The organism is Amycolatopsis sp. TRM77291 (assembly GCF_054166285.1).
The window spans coordinates 8547916-8564155 of the sequence record NZ_JBSZHF010000001.1; the positions used below are offsets into that span (position 1 = coordinate 8547916).

The following is a 16240-nucleotide window of genomic DNA, read 5'->3' on the forward strand; positions in this document are numbered from 1 at the left end:
CCTCAGAACCAGGACGGGCCGGGCACCGGACGCTCCGGGCGCCAGCCGGTCGCCTCGGTGAGCCTGGTCGAGACCACGCGCTGCGAGCGCGCCAGTACCGACATCAGGCCCAGCCGGCTCGCCAGCCATTTCGGCAGCGCGCGCGGACGGCGGACACCGGCCGCGACGGCCATCGCCTCGCCGAGTTCCTGCTTCCGCACCGGATCCGCGGCCAGGTTGTAGACGCCGCTCGGTGCCCGCAGCGCCGCGATCGCGCCCGCCGCCGCGTCGTCCGGATGGATCGCCGCGGTCCAGTCGGTCCGGCGGCCGATGATCAGCGGCGAACCGCGCCGCGCGGCCGCCAGCATCGTCGTGGTCATCGGATCGTCGGCGACCAGTAGCCCGATCCGCAGCCGGATCGCGGTGCGGCCCTCGTCCGCCAGTTCCGCGATGTTCGCGTGCGCCACCGTCGAAGACGCGATGTTGCCGCGCAGTTCGAGGGGTGAGTCCTCGTCCAGTTCCTGGTCGCCGCAGTCGGCGTAGACGAACGAAATCCCTTCCTGCACCACGATTCCCACCTCGACTGCCCGTCGCACTGCGTCCGCCAGGGTCCGGCTGCCGGTGATCCGCACGCGGTCGTTCTCCGCCCAGCCGGAGAGCGTCATCGCCCGGCGGGCGTCCGGGATGCGGGTGGCGACGTTGATCACGGCGTCGTGCCCGTTCAGCGCGCCCGCCAGGGAATCGACGTCGAACAGCGAACCCGGCACCGGTTTCGCGCCGGTCGCGCGCACCGCCGCGACCCGGTCCGCCCCGCGGGCCAGCCCGCTCACCTCGTGGCCTTCGGCCAGCAGACGCCGCACCAGCGGGCGCCCCAGCACCCCGGTCGCCCCGATCACCATCACGCGCATGTCCGTTCCTCCTGTCTCGCTACCCGAGGGACGAGACGCGCTCGGGGAACGTGACAGGTCAGCCCGCCGGGATCTCCCCGATCTCCTCCGGCGGTGGCGCCTGGATGTCGGCCTGCGTGCCCCATTCGCTGTAGCGGGTGACGATGCGGGCCATCGAGCTGTCCGGGACACCCGAAGCGGCGAGGACGGGCGCGAGGTCGAGCACGATCCGCAACGGCCGGTGGGCGTCGTCGAGCCAGATCTCCATCGGGATCTTCCCGAGTTTCCCCTGCAATTCCCCGAGGGCCTCGGCCGACAACCCGGCGGGAAGGTCACCGCCCAGCGCGGCCATGTCGACGTCCAGCCGGTAGCGCTCGGCGGGCACCCCGTCGAGATCGGTGTGCCCGGATTCGACGAGCGTGCCCGCCTTCCGCACCTGGTCGAACGCGCGGCCGGGGTCGTTCTGCTTCGCCAGCTGATCGATGCTGCCGCCGGCGACCTGCGAAAACGGGTCCGCGCCGTCGGGGGAGACCTTCACCCAGGGCTTCCCGCCGGGGAAGTCCTCGCGGGCGGCCTCCGGGACCTTGGCGAAGACGATCTTGTCGACGAGCCGGAGTTCGAGGGGCTCGCCGAGGAAGTCCGTGGTCATGGCCAGCGCGGCGCTCGTTCCCGCGACCCTCGCCTGTCCCTGGCTCTTCGACCGCATCATGCCCGCGGTGACCTCGGTGACGAACTTCGCGGCCTTGCCGTCGATCGCGGACATGGCCCCGTCGGCGAGGGCGCGGGCATCGGCGAACGCCACGGCTCCGCCGTCGCACGCGCCGAGCAGCGCGCCGAATACGAGCACGACGGTGGACAGGGCCGTTCTCCGCATGAGGACCTGCTTTCAAAGGCGGGCGCCCAAGCGAAACACAGCCGCGGCCCGCACCCCGATCGGGGGACGGCTCAGCGGCTGTCGCCGACCGCCTCGGGCGGCGGCGCGATGATCACCACGTCGGAGGCCCAGCTTTCGTACTTCACCGTCGCCTTGCCGATGCTGACCTGCACCGGGCGTTGCTCGGCGTCCAGCCACACCTCGGCGGGGGCGCCGCCGAGATCGAGGACGTAATGCGTGGCGGCCGTGCCGTTCACGTCGGCCTGCCCGGACTTGGTGACCTTGCCCGTTTTGGCGATCCGGTCGATCGTGCGGGTCGGATCCATCGTCTCGACGACGTTCGTCATCAGCGCGCCGTTGGCCGCGGAGAGCGCGTCCTTGCCGCCGGCGGTGATCTTGACCCATTCCTTGCCGGTCTTGAGTTCCTGGACCTGAGTGTCCGACAGGTGGTAGTAGAGGACGCCGTCGGCGAAGATCAGGTCCCGTTTCTCCCCGGCGATCTCGGCGACCATGGAGAACTTGCTGTTCGGCCCCTCGTAGAGCCCGGAACTGGTGACCACGACCTTGCGGCCGTCGTCGGCGGTCGTCTCGAGCGCGATCTTGGACGAGCGGGCCTTCTGCGTGCTCGCGGCGGCGGCCGAGGCCAGTTGCGCCGCGTCGTTCACCACGGGTTTTTCTTCCCCGGAACAGCCGCCCAGCAGCAGGAGAGCGGTACAGACGGCGGCGAATCCGGTGGCACGCATGGGACTCCCTCGGGTGAATGGTCTGTACCACTACCGTAGCGCCTATCGCGTGAATTTCCACCGTCCGAATGGTCCGGAAGCGCGTGAAGGCCCCCTTCCCTCGGCTCAGCCGAGGGAAGGGGGCCTTCACGCGCAAAGGTCTAGCGGCCCGCCCGCTGCATCATTTCGGCGTAGTCGCCCACCTAGGCGGCGGGCGGCGGAGTGACTTCCACCGGCGTGCCCCAGTCGCTGTAGGTGTACGTCGACTTGGCCTCGCCGGTCTGCGGACCTCCCGCCGACTTCATGAACGAGGTCATGTCCATCGTCATCTTCAGGGGCAGCTGTTCGGCGTTGAACCACAGCTCGGCGGGGATCCGCAGATCCTTGCCTTCGAACCGCTTGTTGACCTCCGCCCGCTGATCGGCGGAGAGGTCTTCGCCGAGGAACAAGTCGATCTGCTTCTTGGCGTCGAATTCGACGAAGTAGTGGTTCACCGGGACGCCGTCCAGCCGGCTCTGTTCCGACCTGATGACGCGGCCGGTTTTTTCGACCAGCTCCAGCTGTTTCGCCGGGTCACCCATCTCGAGGGATCTCAGCACGGCCTTCCCCGCGGCCTTCGCCTCGGGATCCTCACTGTTCAGCGGGAGCTTTCCCCAGGTCTTGTCCGTTTCGAGCCGGGCCTTCTCCTCGGCGGGCAGCTTGACGAACAAGGTCTGGTCGACCAGGCGCAACCCGGCCGTTCGGCCGTCGAAGGCCATGTTCGCCTCGATTTTCGAGGCGGGGCCGTCGTAGAGGCCCAGCACGGTTCCCGTGACCTTGGAAGTCCCCATCATGCCGTCGATGGTCGTCTTGGAGGACTTCGCTTTCCGAGTCCCCTGCTTCGCGGCCTCGACGAGGCCGAGCACGTCGGTGAACGGAGTGGCGAGCGCGAGTTCGCCGCCGCCCTCGGTGTTCTCGGCGGGTACGCCCGGCCGGGTGCCGCAGCCCGTGACCACGAGGGTCAGGGCCGCGACGACCGCCGCCACCTTGAAAGTGCGACGCACCTACCGGCCGCCGGCCTTCTTCATGATCTCCGTCAGGTCGCCGACCTGGTCGGCGGGCGGGGCGGTGATGCTGATCGGGCTGCCCCAGTCGGTGTACTTGACCGTGGTCTTGGCGACGCTGTCACCGGGGGCACCCATGGCCTTCGCGAACGCGCTCGCGTCGGAGACGACCTGCACCGGCAGCTGGTCGGCGTTGAGCCACAGCTCGGTGGGGATGGTGACGTTCTTGCCCTTGAGCTTCGCGTCGATCTTCTGCTGGACGTCCGCCGGGAACGGGATGCCCACCTCGCCCACGATGAGGGCGATGACCTTCTCGGCCTCGATCTCGATGACGTAGTGGTTGGTGAGCTCACCGTTCAGCTCGACCTGGTCCGACTTCGTGATCTTGCCCGCCTTCGAGACCTGCTCGAGGGTGCGCGACGGGTCGCTCTCCTTGACGGCCTTCGACATCAGCTTGCCGAGCAGCTGCGAGATCGGGTCCTGGCCATCGGCCGAGATCTTCACGTACGCCTTGTCGGTCTTCAGTTCGGCTTTGTCGTCGGCGCCGAGCTTGAAGAAGAAGGCGTTGTCGACCCAGAGGACGTCGACCTTCTTGCCTTCGCTGTCCAAAGTCAACGAGAACTTGCTGTTGTCACCGTCGTATACGCCCTGGCCGGAGATCGTTTCCTTCTCGGCTCCGGCGACGCTCTCCATCGTCACCTTGGACGACTTGGCCTTCTTGGTGCTCTCGCGGGTCAGGGCCGCGAGCTGGACCGGGTCGCCGAGCGGCGCCGAAAGCAGGCTCTTCTGCTCGGAAGGAGCAGGAGCGGGGGCAGCCGCGCCGGGCTGCTTCTCGCCACCGCAGGCGGACAGCGCCAGGACGGCGGCCGTCGTGATGGCGGCGAGCATGGTTACGCGCTTCAAGAGGACCCCTCAGAAAAGTTGATCTAATCCGAACGGGTTATCGCGCGAAGCCGGAATTAGTTACCGATCGTCATCATGCCCGGCACGGGACCCCAAAAGCCGGCGTAGCGACGTCAGCCGCTCCGCGCTCGCGTGACCTTCGGTGACCACGTCGTCGAGCGCGCAGTCCGGGTCCGAAGGCGGCCCGAGGTGCCCGCAGCCCGAGGGGCACTCTTCGGCCGCCTCGGCGAACTCCTCGAACGCCAGGACGATGTCGTCGGCGGTCACGTGCGCCAGCCCGAAGGAGCGGATGCCCGGAGTGTCGACCACCCAGCCACCGCCGGGCAGGGAGAGCGCGACCGCCGCGACGGACGTGTGCCTTCCCTTGCCGACCGCGCTGACCACGCCGGTCGCCAGTCCCGCGTCGGGCACCAGCCGGTTGACCAAAGTGGACTTCCCGACGCCCGAATGCCCGACCAGCGCGGTGACCCGGTCCTTGAGCCGCCCGGCCAGTTCGTCCGGATGCTCGTCGTGCCGGGTGACCACGGCCGGGATGTCGAGGCCCGCGTAGCCGGCGAGGAGCTCGTCCGGGCTCGCGAGGTCGGCCTTCGTCAGGCACAGGACCGGCTCCAGGCCGCCCGCGTAACAGGCGACGAGACAGCGGTCGATGAATCCGGTGCGCGGCGGGGGATCGGCCAGCGCGGTGACGATCAGCAACTGCTCGGCGTTGGCGACGACCACCCGTTCGAAGGGGTCGGTGTCGTCCGCGGTCCGGCGCAGCACGCTGGAGCGTTCGTCCACCCGGATGATGCGGGCGAGGGTGTCGGGTTTGCCGCTCACGTCGCCGACGATGCCGACGGTGTCGCCGACGACGACCGAGACCCGGCCCATCTCGCGGGCCCGCATCGCGGTGACGACCCGCTCCGGATCCGAGTCGATCGCGCAGGTCCAGCGCCCGCGGTCCTTGCCGATGACCATCGCCGTGGAGGCGTCCGCGTGCTCGGGGCGGCGTTTGCTGCGCGGCCTGGTGCCCTTGCCGGGCCGGATCCGCACGTCGGATTCGTCCAGCCTGCGCCAGTCCTTGCCAGCCAAACCGCCTCCTGCTCTTCGCATACCGCGCAACTATGATCCCATGCTGCTCGCCAACACCTCGTCAGCGTGTAACGATGGCTGTCGATCAGGGAGGTTTACGCATGTGCGGGCGTTATGCCGCGACCAAGGACCCGGCGGCGCTGATCGACGAGTTCGCCGCGGTGGACCTGACCGAGGGCCGGGTCCGGACCGACCACAACGTGGCGCCGACCAAGGTCGTGCCCACCGTCGTGCAGCGGCATCCGCGTGACGCGGACGGCGCGGTGCTCGAAGACGAGCCCGCCGTGCGGTCACTGCGGATGATGCGCTGGGGGCTGGTCCCGTTCTGGGCGAAGGACCCCGGGGTCGGCTCGAAGATGATCAACACGCGCGCCGAGACCGCGAAAGAGAAGCCGTCGTTCAAGAAGGCGGTTTCCGCGCGGCGGTGCCTCGTCCCCGCCGACGGCTGGTACGAGTGGCGGCGCGACGGCAAGGAGAAGCAGCCCTTCTTCATGACCGGACCGGGCGACGAGTCGCTAGCGTTCGCCGGGATCTGGGAGACCTGGCGGCCGAAGGACGACAAGGACGCCGACCCGCTGATCACCTTCTCCGTGATCACCACGGATTCGGTCGGCAGGCTCACCGACATCCACCACCGCATGCCGCTGCTGATGCCGCGCGAAAAGTGGGACACCTGGCTCGACCCGGACCTCGCCGACGTCACCGACCTGCTCGTCCCGCCTCCGGTGGACCTGGTCGACACGATCGAGCTGCGGCCGGTGTCCAGCCTGGTCAACAACGTCCGCAACAACGGCCCGGAGCTGGTGGACCGCGTCGAACCCGCCACCGAAAGCCCGCTCTTCGAGCTGCCGAACCCATGACGAAGCTGGAGATCGACACCGCCTACGGCCCCGCGCGGGCCGAGTTGCACTGTGCCGAGGAAGGCGTCGCGGTGCTGATGCTCGGCCACGGCGCGGGCGGGGGGATCGGCGCGAAGGACCTGGTCGCGGTCACCCGCGCGGCGCAGGCGGCCGGGGTCCACGTCGCGCTCGTCGAGCAGCCGTACCGGGTGGCCGGCCGCCGGGCGCCCGCTCCCGCCACCCAGCTCGACACCGCCTGGCTCACCGTGGCCGATGAGATCTCCGCGCGCTTCGACGACCTTCCGCTCGTGTTCGGCGGCCGGTCGTCCGGAGCCCGCGTCGCCTGCCGGACCGCCGCGACGGGGCAGGCGGTGGCGGTGCTCTGCCTGGCCTTCCCCGAGCATCCGCCGGGGAAGCCGGAGAAATCCCGGCAGGGTGAGCTCGACGCCGTCGAGGTCCCGACCTTGGTGGTGCAGGGCGACCGTGACCCGTTCGGCCTGCCCAAGGCGGGGCCGCATCACGAGATCGTGGTGCTCAAGGGCGACCACAACCTCAGCGCCGACCTCGAAGGCGTGTCACGCGCGGCCGCCGAGTGGCTGGAGCGTGTGCTGCGGCCGCTCACCTGAGTGCCGCCGCCGGGCGTAGTGCACGGTGACCGCCGCCAGCAGCGGGCCCCAGAGCAGGAGCGGCGCGTAACAAGCGGCCATGACGATGCCGTAGACCGGCGAGTCTTCCCAGCTCCCCGGCGCCATCGAGGAACCGGCCTCCGCCCAGCCGAACAGGCCCTGGACACCCAGCCCGGTCAGCGCGATCGCACCCGCGGCTGCCGGGAGGATCGCCGCGAGCGGCGGGATCCGGCGGCCACGCAGCCCCGGGATCCACCGCGGCCACACCTCACCCCACGGCCGGACGAGCCCGAGGGTGAGGAACGCGAGCGCTTCGGCGAGCAGGCTCAGTCCGAAGACGTAGGCCGTGCCCCAGCCGGGGATGCCGAACTCGCCCAGCCCCTGCGCGGTGAACCCGACCGGGATGCCGAGGCCCATCGCGACCCGCCACAGCCCGGAGGGCAACGTCACCAGCAGCGTCGCGTGGGCGGCGAGGTTCGCCCATCTCGGTACGCCGGGTACGGTCTCGGTCATTTCGTCGCTCCCAGGAGTCGTCGTTCGCTTGCCGACGACGATTCCCGGGCGCGGCCGCGTGATCTTCCCGCTGCGGACCTACTCCGCTCCCTCGCGAGGGTGAATCCCTGCCCGCATTTCGTCCTCTGGATGCGGTAGTTGCACGCGCAAGGACCGCATCCGGAGGACGAAACGCGGCGGAGGTCAGCCCGCGATCGGGGCGACCACGGCGCCGGTGAGCCTCACCAGGTCGCCGGGCGCGAGTTCGACCTCCAGCCCGCGCCGCCCGGCCGAGCAGTGCACGGTCTCGAACTTCTCCGCCGATGAGTCGATCACCACCGGCAGCCTGCTCCGGTGCCCGAGCGGCGAGATCCCGCCGAGCACGTAACCCGTCGCGCGCTGCGCGGCCGCGGGGTCGGCCATTTTCGCCTTCTTCCCGCCCGCGGCGGCCGCCAGCGCCTTCAGATCCAGCTGGCCGGTGACCGGGACCACTCCGACGGTCAGTTTCCCGTCGACCTCGGCGACCAGTGTCTTGAACACACGCGCGGGGTCGAGCCCGAGCGCTTCGACGGCTTCGAGGCCGTACGACTCGGCCCGCGGATCGTGGTCGTAGGCGTGCAGAACATGCGCCACTTTCTGCTTCGCCAGCAGCGCCGTCGCCGGGGTTCCCTTGCCTGCCATGGGCGGAGTCTACGAGCGTGCCGGGAATGCCCGGCCGGGCCGCACTGTTGAAAGGCACGTGTCCACCACACTCGAAGCCCCCCGAATCCTGATCCCGCGCACGCCGGGCGGCCAGGTGATCCGCCCGCGCGTAAACTCGACGACGTCTCATGCGCACAAGCGCATCGACGCCGATCGGGAAGGGAACGGTTTGCCGAGCACGCAGAATCCCGCGCCGGACACGGGCACGGACGCCGAAGAGGCGGCCGCGCGGGCCGAGCGCTTCGAGCGGGACGCGATGCCCCTGCTCGACCAGCTGTACTCGGCCGCCATGCGGATGACCCGGAATCCCGCCGACGCCGAGGACCTCGTCCAGGAGACGTACCTGAAGGCGTACGCGGCCTTCGCGTCTTTCAAGGCGGGCACGAACCTCAAGGCGTGGATGTACCGCATCCTCACGAACACCTACATCAACGGCTATCGCAAGCGTCAGCGCCAGCCGGTGCAGCAGCCCACCGAGGAGATCACCGACTGGCAGATCGCCAAGGCGGAGAGTCACACCTCCAGCGGGCTGCGCTCGGCCGAGGTCGAGGCGATGGACAACCTGCCCGACGCCGACGTCAAGGAAGCGCTGCAGAAGCTGCCCGAGGAGTTCCGTCTCGCGGTCTACCTCGCCGATGTCGAAGGTTTCGCGTACAAGGAGATCGCCGAGATCATGGACACGCCCATCGGCACCGTGATGTCCCGGCTGCACCGCGGCCGCGCCCAGCTCCGTGACCTGCTCGCCGACGTCGCCCGTGAGCGGGGCTTCATCCGCTCGGGCAAACAGCAGGAGGTGGCGGGGCGATGAGCGAGGACTACTGCGCCGGCGCGGACGACAAGGTCAGGTGCGAGGAAGCCCTCGCCGACATCTACCTGCTGCTGGACAAGGAGTGCAGCGCCGAGCGCGACGCCGCCCTGCGCAAGCACATCGAGGACTGCCCGCCGTGCCTCGAGGAATACGGCATCGACGAGCACATCAAGCAGCTCCTCGCCCGCAAATGCGGCGGTGACCACGCGCCGGACGACCTCAAGTCCCGGCTGCGGGCCTCGATCCGCCAGACCGTGCAGACCAAGGGTTCGCTGACCATCGAGCGCACCGAGGTCAAGATCGAGCCGACCTTCGAGTAGAGCCCCAGGACACACGAAGGCCCCCGTACCGGATCGGTGCGGGGGCCTTCGCCGTCTGATCGAATGATCAGGAGTTGGGCTTCTTGCCGTGGTTCGCGCCGTTCTTCTTACGGTCGCGACGCTTGCGGGCGCGCTTCGACATGTTTCACTCCTCGTCCGAGTGGCCCTCGCGGGGTGATACGACACCGCTGGGCCAGGGTCAACCTCTCCAGTGTGTCATGCGGCCCTCACCCTGCTTGGATGGGGACGTGTCCACCCTTTCCGATCTGCTCGCGGAGAACACCGGCCTGTCCGGTGAAGCCGCGGACCATCTCCAGACCGTGGTCGCCGAATGGCAGCTGCTGGCCGACCTGTCCTTCGCCGACTTCCTGCTGTGGGTCGCCGTCTCGGAGGAGTTGCAGCCAGACGGCGGCGACTACGTGTGCGTCGCTCACGCGCGCCCGACGACGGCGCCGACGGCCCACCCGGAGGACGTCGTCGGCTCCCGGTTCACCGTGGACGAGCATCCGCAGCTGGCCAAGGCGAGCCGCGAGGTGCGGATCTGCCGCGAGGAGGACCCGCACTGGTACCGCGACCTGCCGATGCGCCGCGAGGCCATCCCGGTGGTGTTCGGCGGCACGGTGATCGCCGTCCTCAGCCGCGAGACCAACCTGGCGGCCTCGCGGGTGCCCAGTCCGCTCGAGATCGCGTATCTCGGCAGCGCGGGCGACCTGTGCCAGATGATCGTCGACGGCACCTTCCCCAGCCCGGGGAACCAGACGGACACGCATACCAGCCCGCGGGTCGGCGACGGCCTGATCCGCCTCGACCCGACCGGCACGGTGGTCTTCGCCAGCCCGAACGGGCTGTCGGCCTATCACCGGATGGGGCACGAGTCCGATCTCGTCGGGCAGCGCCTGGCGCCGCTGACCAGGTCGCTCATCCGTGATCCGTTCGACGCGACCGAGGTGTCGCACCGGATCATCGAGGCGCTCGACGGCAAGCCGAGCAGCCGGACGGAGGCGGATTCCCGGCGCGGTGCCGTCGTGCTGTTCCGTGCGCTGCCGTTGCGTCCCGCCGGGCAGGCCGCGGGCGCGCTGGTGCTGGTGCGCGACGTCACCGAGGTGAAGCGCCGTGACCGGGCCCTCCTGTCCAAGGACGCGACCATCCGCGAGATCCACCACCGCGTGAAGAACAACCTGCAGACCGTCGCCGCGCTGCTGCGGCTCCAGTCGCGCCGGACCTCCAGCGAGGAGGCGCGGCTCGCGCTCGGCGAGTCCGTGCGCCGGGTCTCGTCGATCGCGATGGTGCACGAGGCGCTGTCCATCTCGGTGGACGAGCGGGTCGACCTCGACAAGCTGCTCGACAACGTCCTCCCGATGGTCGGTGAGGTCGCGACGGCGGAATCGCAGGTCGGGCTCTCGCGTACCGGTTCGTTCGGTGTCGTCGTCGCCGAGATCGCGACGCCGTTGGTGATGGTGCTGGCCGAACTCGTGCAGAACGCCATCGAGCACGCGTTCCCCGACGGGCGGCCGGGCAAGGTCGAACTCGTGGTGGAACGCTCCGCGCGCTGGCTCGACGTCGTCATCCGCGACAACGGGCGCGGGCTTCCCTCGGGGTTCTCGCTGGAACGCAGCGACGGCCTCGGGCTCCAGATCGTGCGGACACTGGTGGAGTCGGAGCTGCGCGGATCGCTGTCGATCCGGGGCCTGCGCGGGGATTCCGAGGAGACCGGCGGACGGCGGCTGGGAACCGAAGCCGCACTGAGGATCCCGCTGTCCCGGCGTCTCTAGTGGACTGTCGCGTTTGATCGTCCACAAGGGACAGTCTATCCGGACACGTTTTAGGGCCGGCGCCCGAAGAGAAGTGGCGCCGGCCCTGTAACGGTTCCGCGGGAGGACTTGGAAAAAGTCCGCTGAAGCCATACCCCCGTGAGGGCGTGTCGGCCTCGCTTGTTAAGCTCAAGCCGGGTACGTGTCACCTCACGGCGCACGGCCATACAGCCATCGCGCCGCAGGATATTCCCGAAGCTTGGGGTCTTGCTCAGTTGTGAGTGATGCGATGAAGCGTGCTGAGTCCGAGAGACTCAGGCGGAGGTACGCGTGCCGATGTGCGTACGACGGCGCTTCAGGGCCCGTCGCTCGTCCTCGCTCATCCCGCCCCAAACGCCTGCGTCCTGCCCGCTGGCCAATGCCCAGGCCAAGCAGTCGGAAGCGACGGTGCAGCGGTGGCACACGGCCTTCGCCTGCGCTACCTGCGACAGAGCAGGACCGCTGGTTCCCACGGGGAAGAACAGCTCGGGGTCCTCGTCTCGGCAGGCCGCGTCGTGGCGCCAGTCCATGTTTCTGAGCTCCTTCATAACGGCGCGGTACTCCGCGCCATAGTCGTCATGGCGGTCGTTTTTTTGGGTGCTTGTGAATGCTTTCACGAAGCACCCGTTTCGACAAGGGTTTTCTGAAGATCGGTGAGTCAGCTCACCCGGCCGAGCGACGCTTCTGACCTGCGGTTTCGTTCCGAAACAGCCTTCCGAAGGGAAGGCCGATGCGGTGAGCGGAGGTTCTGCGTCGATGAGCGGCAGTTCGTACTTTGCCGCAGGCGATCAGCGGTCCGGTCGTCAGACGATTACCGTCAGTGCTTCCGGGACGCTGAAGAACTCCACCCTCTTCCGCTGGCCGACGAGGTCGCCGTCCACCTGGAAGTTTACCGGTTCAGCAGCGTCGATGCGGATCATCGGCAGGTCATCGTGACGAAGGAGACGTCGTCCGCGTTGATCGCTCTTAGTGAGCAATGCCTGCCGTACATGCTTGAACACGGTGGGCAACCCCAGACCGCTCAACGCGAAAAGGCCCAATCCGGTGTCGAACGAGCTGTCCGGGTTCAGGTGGACGGGACGGTTGCCCAGGTAGCTCCACGGATCGGTGTTCGACACGAAAGCGGTCAGCACTTCGGTGGGCTCTTCACCCGGGATCCGGACCGTCAGGGGCGGACGGCCCAGCGGAGGCCGCAGATGCGACGCCACCGCGGCCCTCAGGTAGAGCCCCGCGGTGGTCTGCTTGCCCCGTCGCTTGGCCACGCGGCCGACGACGTCGGCGTCCCAGCCCAGGCCGGCGTTGAAGGTGAACCAGTGGCCGTCGGCGATCCCGAGGCCGACCTTGCGGCTCCGGTCGTTCTCGATGGCGTTGAGGAGCTGATGGGTCGCTTCCACGGGATCGTGCGCGATACCCAGCGCCCGGGCGAAGACGTTCGCCGAGCCGCCCGGCACGACACCGAGCATGGGGGCGCCGCCGACCTTCGCCGGATCGCCGTCGGAGTCCGCGAGCAGCCCGTTGACCACTTCGTTAACCGTGCCGTCGCCGCCGTGGGCGACCACCAGGTCGATCCCGTCGCGGGCGGCGGACCGGGCGACGGCCATCGCGTGGCCGCGGTAGTCGGTCTCCACCACGTCGAGTTTCACCTGGCTGGCCAGTGCGTGCGCCAGCACGTCACGGCCACCGGCGGTGGTCGAGGTGGCCTGGGGGTTCACGACGAGGATGGCACGCACATACCGCAGGGTAAGTGACTCCGGCCCGAAGGTGTGAGCTTCACGTGACGCGAAGCTCAGCCGTGCGGAGCGTCCTCGAGGCAGCACCGTATGGCCCTGTGGCGGGCGTCCCTCCTCACCGTCGGCTGGTGACAGCGCGTCGTGACAAGTGCACCCGGGCCGACCGCCCGCTCATCGACGACACTGCCAATTCTTCCCATGCGGCGGCGAGGGGAAACCGGCCGACCGGGTGGCATACGATCGAAAGTGCTCACGTACGGTGACCCGCCCTGGTGGAGCGCCGTGTCCGGAAGCCTGGAAGGCTGGTTCGCCGTGTCCATCGCCGACAAGCTCTCGCCCGCGCCCCGTGAAGTCCGCCTCGCCGGGGCCGTCACCGCGCTGCCGGGGCTCGCCCTGATCGTGTTCGCGATCCTGCTCCTGGTCAACGGCCAGGCCGGACCGGAGAACCTCCTGGCCGAAGTCGCCTATTACCTCGTCCTAGCCGCCGGAACGCTGGCCTGCGCGGCCGGGCTGATGATGGGGAAGACCTGGGCGAGGTCGCCCGGCGTCGTCGTCGCGCTGATCCTGGTCGGCGTCGGCTGGTACGGCGCGGGCCCGTCCGGGCAGCCGGTGTGGGGAGTGCCGCTCGCGCTGATCGGCGTCGCCGTCATCGTGCTGCTGTTCCGCCGCCCGTCGCGCGCGTGGGCGCTGGGGATGCAGGAGGGCGAGAGCGAGGAAGAAGCCGCCGAGCGTGACGGCGCCGCGGGTCGCGCGGCGCGCCGTGAGCGCGAGGAACGCGACTCCTGAACTCGGCACTCGCGTGCTTGAAGGCGTAACTCGCGTGATTGAGGCCGTATCTTCGAGTGTCGCCTCCAGACACGCGAGTTACGCCCCTGATCACGCGAGTTACGCCTTCGCGCACGCTAGACCTGGGCGGCGAGTGCCTTCAGTGGTTCGTCGGTGAGACGGTCGACGGTCCATTCGTCCATCGGCACCGCGCCGAGCGACTTGTAGAACCCCTGCGCCGGGTTCCAGTTGAGCACCGACCACTCCAGACGGGCGTAGCCGCGCTCGACGCAGACCGCCGCGAGAGTGGCCAGCAGCGCCTTGCCGAGGCCGGAGCCGCGCTGCTCGGGGCGGACGTAGAGGTCCTCCAGGTAGATGCCGTGCACGCCGCGCCAGGTGGAGAAGTTGAGGAACCAGAGCGCGTAACCGACGATCTCGCCGTCCACCTCGGCGACGTGGCCGAACAGTCCCGGGGCCTCGCCGAACAGTGCGACGCGCAGCTGCTCGGGCGTGAGGTGGCACTCGTCCGGGGCGCGTTCGAACTCGGCGAGGTCGTAGACGAGCTGGACGACGGCGTCCACGTCTTCTTCGCGGATACGCCGGATGCGGTCGTCGGCCACTAGTCCTCCGTCGTGGGGAGCAGGTTGAGATGTTCGATCTGCGGCTCGCCGCGTTCGTCGCCGAGCACCGCGACGCCGGCCGGGTCCAGTCCGAAGTGGACGCCCGCGGTCGACGGCAGGCCGATCCAGCGCGCGACCAGGACGCGGCTGAAATGCCCGTGGCCGACGAGGATCACGTCACCTTCGCCGAGCGGTTCGCGGACGCGTTCGATCAGCTTGTCCGCGCGGGCGTTGACGTCCTCCGCGCTTTCGCCGCCCGGGATCGGATGCGACCAGACCGTCCATCCGGGAACGGTCTCGCGGATCGTCGGCGTCGTGACGCCCTCGTAGTCGCCGTAGTCCCATTCGGCCAGTTCTTCGGTGACCTCGTCGACGCGCAGGCCTGCCAGCTCGGCCGTCCGCAGGGCGCGGGTGCGGGGGCTGGAGAGGACGAGCGCCGGGTTGCCGCCGAGCACCGCGCGCAAGGTGCCTCCCGCGGCGCGGGCCTGCCCTTCGCCCGCGGTGGTGAGCGGGATGTCGGTGCGTCCGGTGTGCCGTCCGTTGACGGACCACTCGGTCTGGCCGTGCCGGAGGAGGAAGAGCCGATGTGCCACGTTGCGAATATAGCCTGCGGTCCGGTTATGCTACTGGTGAGTAACATGATGAGGAGACCGTGATGGCGCAGAATCCGACCTACGCGATGTGGAACCGGCTGGCGGGCAAGCCGGTCGGCAAACAGCTGTTCTCGGCGGCGATGTGCCTGCGTGTGCCGTACTTCCGGACGGTGCTCCCGTCGGTGCGCGAACTGCGTCCCGGCCGGTGCGAGGTGACGTCCCCGAAGTGGTGGGGTGTTTACAACCACATCAAGACTTTTCACGCGATCGCGGCATGCAACCTCGCCGAGATCGCCATGGGCATGCTCGCCGAGGCGACCGTCCCGGCGACGCATCGCTGGCTGCCCAAGGGCATGACGGTCGAGTACGTGGCGAAGGCCGAGACGAGCCTGCGCGCGGTCGCGGAACTGCCGGAGTTGCCGGAATTCGGCGACGAAGGCTTCGAGCTCCCCGTGCCGGTGACGATCACGGACACGAACGGGAAGCCCGTCGTGACCGCCACCATCACGATCTGGGTGACCAAGAAGAAGTAAGCACCTTCGCGTCCGGCCCTCTGGGGTGCCTTCGCGTGTCCAGCCGGACGACACGCGGCGGACCTCGGCCGCGTGTCGTCCGCCGCATCACGCGTGTCGTCCATCCAGTCGCGCGTGTCGTCCGTCCGCGCACCGGCGGTGGACGCCCAGGGCCCCATTGGCGCGCTTCTCTCGCGCGTTTAGTCCTCTGGATGCGGTCCTTGCGCGTGCAACTACCGCATCCAGAGGACTAAACGCGGGTGGTCAGAGGGGTTTGAACTGCACGTAGGTCGACATCTTGAAGGTGTTCCGGCCGCTCGCGGACGGCAGGTCCAGCAATTCGTCGGCTACTCGCGCCAGCGGGCCGCAACCGGTCGTGCGCGGCAGGGCGAGCTGGGTGTCGACGACGCCGAACTTCACCGTCATCGGGTCCCGCGAGATCACCTCGAACGGCACCGCGGGATCGTCCTTGACCACCGAATGCAGCGGCGCGTCGAGGGTGCCGATCGTGCATTCCTTGGGCAGCAAGGGATGCCGCAGGACGGCGTAGAGATCCAGCTCGCCACGGCGCTCGTCGTCCGAGAGGAAGTCCGAATAGCCGCCGTACTTCAGCTGCAGGCTCGCGCCGAAAGTGCCGCGGATCCGGGCCGGAGCGTGCCGTAGTTCACCGAACACCTGCGCGTACTTCCCGTCCACTTCGCCTTCGGAGAACGTCAGGCGCATCTCCCCGAGCGGGACCTCGCGGTCGCCGATGGTCAGGACTCCTTGGGAGACAAAGGCTTCGCAGCGCCAGGTGCCCGGGTCGGCGTTGGCGGGCGGAGCGGGGCAGGCGGAGAAGTCGAAGTCGGGGAGTGTCGGCGGTGCCGCGGAGGCATGGCCGGGGAAGGCGAAGAGGGCGGCTGCGGACAGTACTGCCGCGGTCGCGGCGAGAAGACGTCTCATGACTCGAAAGAGTGGTCTGTGC

The 16240-nt window shown here is 69.0% G+C and carries 21 protein-coding genes; 7 read left to right on the top strand and 14 right to left on the bottom strand.

The window, feature by feature from the left end:
- Positions 1-2 precede the first annotated feature (2 nt).
- From ACXIZN_RS40165 to rsgA, 6 genes are all read right to left on the bottom strand, one after another.
- Positions 3-887 (bottom strand): NAD-dependent epimerase/dehydratase family protein, encoded by an 885-nt coding sequence (locus ACXIZN_RS40165; protein WP_457959974.1) that lies wholly within the window; start codon positions 885-887, stop codon positions 3-5.
- A gap of 58 nt (positions 888-945) precedes the next feature.
- Positions 946-1740 (bottom strand): hypothetical protein, encoded by a 795-nt coding sequence (locus tag ACXIZN_RS40170; protein ID WP_457959976.1) that lies wholly within the window; start codon positions 1738-1740, stop codon positions 946-948.
- Positions 1741-1811: 71 nt separating this feature from the next.
- Positions 1812-2483 (bottom strand): hypothetical protein, encoded by a 672-nt coding sequence (locus tag ACXIZN_RS40175; protein WP_457959977.1) that lies wholly within the window; start codon positions 2481-2483, stop codon positions 1812-1814.
- A 182-nt stretch (positions 2484-2665) separates the two neighbouring features.
- Positions 2666-3505, bottom strand: coding sequence for a hypothetical protein (locus ACXIZN_RS40180; RefSeq protein ID WP_457959978.1), 840 nt, complete (start codon positions 3503-3505; stop codon positions 2666-2668).
- Positions 3506-4408, bottom strand: a complete 903-nt coding sequence (locus ACXIZN_RS40185; protein WP_457959980.1) for a hypothetical protein — start codon at positions 4406-4408, stop codon at positions 3506-3508. It lies immediately after the preceding gene.
- 60 nt (positions 4409-4468) lie between these two features.
- Complete coding sequence (gene rsgA / locus ACXIZN_RS40190; RefSeq protein WP_034305184.1) at positions 4469-5479, bottom strand: ribosome small subunit-dependent GTPase A; 1011 nt, start codon at positions 5477-5479, stop codon at positions 4469-4471.
- A 101-nt stretch (positions 5480-5580) separates the two neighbouring features.
- On the opposite strand from rsgA, the gene ACXIZN_RS40195 reads away from it, so the two are divergent.
- The gene (locus tag ACXIZN_RS40195) at positions 5581-6339 is read left to right on the top strand and encodes an SOS response-associated peptidase (RefSeq protein ID WP_457959981.1); all 759 of its coding nucleotides are present in this window, start codon (positions 5581-5583) and stop codon (positions 6337-6339) included.
- Complete coding sequence (locus ACXIZN_RS40200) at positions 6336-6944, top strand: alpha/beta hydrolase family protein (RefSeq protein WP_126735741.1); 609 nt, start codon at positions 6336-6338, stop codon at positions 6942-6944. The genes ACXIZN_RS40195 and ACXIZN_RS40200 overlap by 4 nt, the downstream gene beginning before the upstream one ends.
- Here ACXIZN_RS40200 and ACXIZN_RS40205 read toward each other — a convergent pair.
- Complete coding sequence (locus tag ACXIZN_RS40205; protein WP_457959983.1) at positions 6894-7457, bottom strand: hypothetical protein; 564 nt, start codon at positions 7455-7457, stop codon at positions 6894-6896. The two genes, ACXIZN_RS40200 and ACXIZN_RS40205, sit on opposite strands and share 51 nt — an antisense overlap.
- Before the next feature lie 183 nt (positions 7458-7640).
- Complete coding sequence (gene ybaK, locus ACXIZN_RS40210; protein ID WP_126735739.1) at positions 7641-8117, bottom strand: Cys-tRNA(Pro) deacylase; 477 nt, start codon at positions 8115-8117, stop codon at positions 7641-7643.
- 190 nt (positions 8118-8307) lie between these two features.
- On the opposite strand from ybaK, the gene ACXIZN_RS40215 reads away from it, so the two are divergent.
- Both ACXIZN_RS40215 and rsrA read left to right on the top strand, forming a co-directional pair.
- Positions 8308-8946, top strand: coding sequence for a sigma-70 family RNA polymerase sigma factor (locus ACXIZN_RS40215; protein ID WP_126735738.1), 639 nt, complete (start codon positions 8308-8310; stop codon positions 8944-8946).
- Complete coding sequence (gene rsrA, locus ACXIZN_RS40220) at positions 8943-9266, top strand: mycothiol system anti-sigma-R factor (protein WP_457959985.1); 324 nt, start codon at positions 8943-8945, stop codon at positions 9264-9266. The genes ACXIZN_RS40215 and rsrA overlap by 4 nt, the downstream gene beginning before the upstream one ends.
- 67 nt (positions 9267-9333) lie before the next feature.
- Here rsrA and ACXIZN_RS40225 read toward each other — a convergent pair whose 3' ends face one another.
- Positions 9334-9408, bottom strand: coding sequence for a 50S ribosomal protein bL37 (locus ACXIZN_RS40225; RefSeq protein ID WP_369299112.1), 75 nt, complete (start codon positions 9406-9408; stop codon positions 9334-9336).
- Between the two features lie 106 nt (positions 9409-9514).
- Between ACXIZN_RS40225 and ACXIZN_RS40230 the strand changes: the two genes are divergently transcribed.
- Complete coding sequence (locus ACXIZN_RS40230; RefSeq protein ID WP_457959987.1) at positions 9515-11038, top strand: sensor histidine kinase; 1524 nt, start codon at positions 9515-9517, stop codon at positions 11036-11038.
- A 293-nt stretch (positions 11039-11331) separates the two neighbouring features.
- Here ACXIZN_RS40230 and ACXIZN_RS40235 read toward each other — a convergent pair whose 3' ends face one another.
- A complete protein-coding gene (locus tag ACXIZN_RS40235) occupies positions 11332-11586 on the bottom strand; it encodes a WhiB family transcriptional regulator (protein ID WP_007028999.1) in 255 nt (84 codons plus the stop codon).
- Positions 11587-11859: 273 nt separating this feature from the next.
- Complete coding sequence (locus tag ACXIZN_RS40240; RefSeq protein WP_126735735.1) at positions 11860-12786, bottom strand: diacylglycerol/lipid kinase family protein; 927 nt, start codon at positions 12784-12786, stop codon at positions 11860-11862.
- Positions 12787-13032: 246 nt separating this feature from the next.
- On the opposite strand from ACXIZN_RS40240, the gene ACXIZN_RS40245 reads away from it, so the two are divergent.
- On the top strand, positions 13033-13572 hold the full coding sequence (locus tag ACXIZN_RS40245) for a hypothetical protein (RefSeq protein ID WP_457959988.1): 540 nt from the start codon (positions 13033-13035) through the stop codon (positions 13570-13572).
- 116 nt (positions 13573-13688) lie between these two features.
- Here ACXIZN_RS40245 and ACXIZN_RS40250 read toward each other — a convergent pair whose 3' ends face one another.
- Complete coding sequence (locus ACXIZN_RS40250) at positions 13689-14171, bottom strand: N-acetyltransferase family protein (protein ID WP_457959990.1); 483 nt, start codon at positions 14169-14171, stop codon at positions 13689-13691.
- Positions 14171-14764 (bottom strand): acid phosphatase, encoded by a 594-nt coding sequence (locus ACXIZN_RS40255; RefSeq protein ID WP_126735732.1) that lies wholly within the window; start codon positions 14762-14764, stop codon positions 14171-14173. The genes ACXIZN_RS40250 and ACXIZN_RS40255 overlap by 1 nt, the downstream gene beginning before the upstream one ends.
- 62 nt (positions 14765-14826) lie before the next feature.
- On the opposite strand from ACXIZN_RS40255, the gene ACXIZN_RS40260 reads away from it, so the two are divergent.
- Positions 14827-15297: a hotdog fold domain-containing protein gene (locus ACXIZN_RS40260; protein WP_126735731.1), complete on the top strand. Its 471-nt coding sequence runs from the start codon at positions 14827-14829 to the stop codon at positions 15295-15297.
- Between the two features lie 243 nt (positions 15298-15540).
- Here ACXIZN_RS40260 and ACXIZN_RS40265 read toward each other — a convergent pair whose 3' ends face one another.
- A complete protein-coding gene (locus tag ACXIZN_RS40265; RefSeq protein ID WP_457959991.1) occupies positions 15541-16218 on the bottom strand; it encodes a hypothetical protein in 678 nt (225 codons plus the stop codon).
- Positions 16219-16240 lie beyond the last annotated feature (22 nt).

Bases quoted from the DNA above. Each gene is read 5' to 3' on its own strand.
- ACXIZN_RS40165 (WP_457959974.1), bottom strand. From the start codon at position 887: ATGCGCGTGATGGTGATCGGGGCGACCGGGGTGCTGGGGCGCCCGCTG.
- ACXIZN_RS40170 (WP_457959976.1), bottom strand. From the start codon at position 1,740: ATGCGGAGAACGGCCCTGTCCACCGTCGTGCTCGTATTCGGCGCGCTG.
- ACXIZN_RS40175 (WP_457959977.1), bottom strand. From the start codon at position 2,483: ATGCGTGCCACCGGATTCGCCGCCGTCTGTACCGCTCTCCTGCTGCTG.
- ACXIZN_RS40195 (WP_457959981.1), top strand. From the start codon at position 5,581: ATGTGCGGGCGTTATGCCGCGACCAAGGACCCGGCGGCGCTGATCGAC.
- ACXIZN_RS40200 (WP_126735741.1), top strand. From the start codon at position 6,336: ATGACGAAGCTGGAGATCGACACCGCCTACGGCCCCGCGCGGGCCGAG.
- ACXIZN_RS40205 (WP_457959983.1), bottom strand. From the start codon at position 7,457: ATGACCGAGACCGTACCCGGCGTACCGAGATGGGCGAACCTCGCCGCC.
- ybaK (WP_126735739.1), bottom strand. From the start codon at position 8,117: ATGGCAGGCAAGGGAACCCCGGCGACGGCGCTGCTGGCGAAGCAGAAA.
- rsrA (WP_457959985.1), top strand. From the start codon at position 8,943: ATGAGCGAGGACTACTGCGCCGGCGCGGACGACAAGGTCAGGTGCGAG.
- ACXIZN_RS40235 (WP_007028999.1), bottom strand. From the start codon at position 11,586: ATGGACTGGCGCCACGACGCGGCCTGCCGAGACGAGGACCCCGAGCTG.
- ACXIZN_RS40260 (WP_126735731.1), top strand. From the start codon at position 14,827: ATGGCGCAGAATCCGACCTACGCGATGTGGAACCGGCTGGCGGGCAAG.
- ACXIZN_RS40265 (WP_457959991.1), bottom strand. From the start codon at position 16,218: ATGAGACGTCTTCTCGCCGCGACCGCGGCAGTACTGTCCGCAGCCGCC.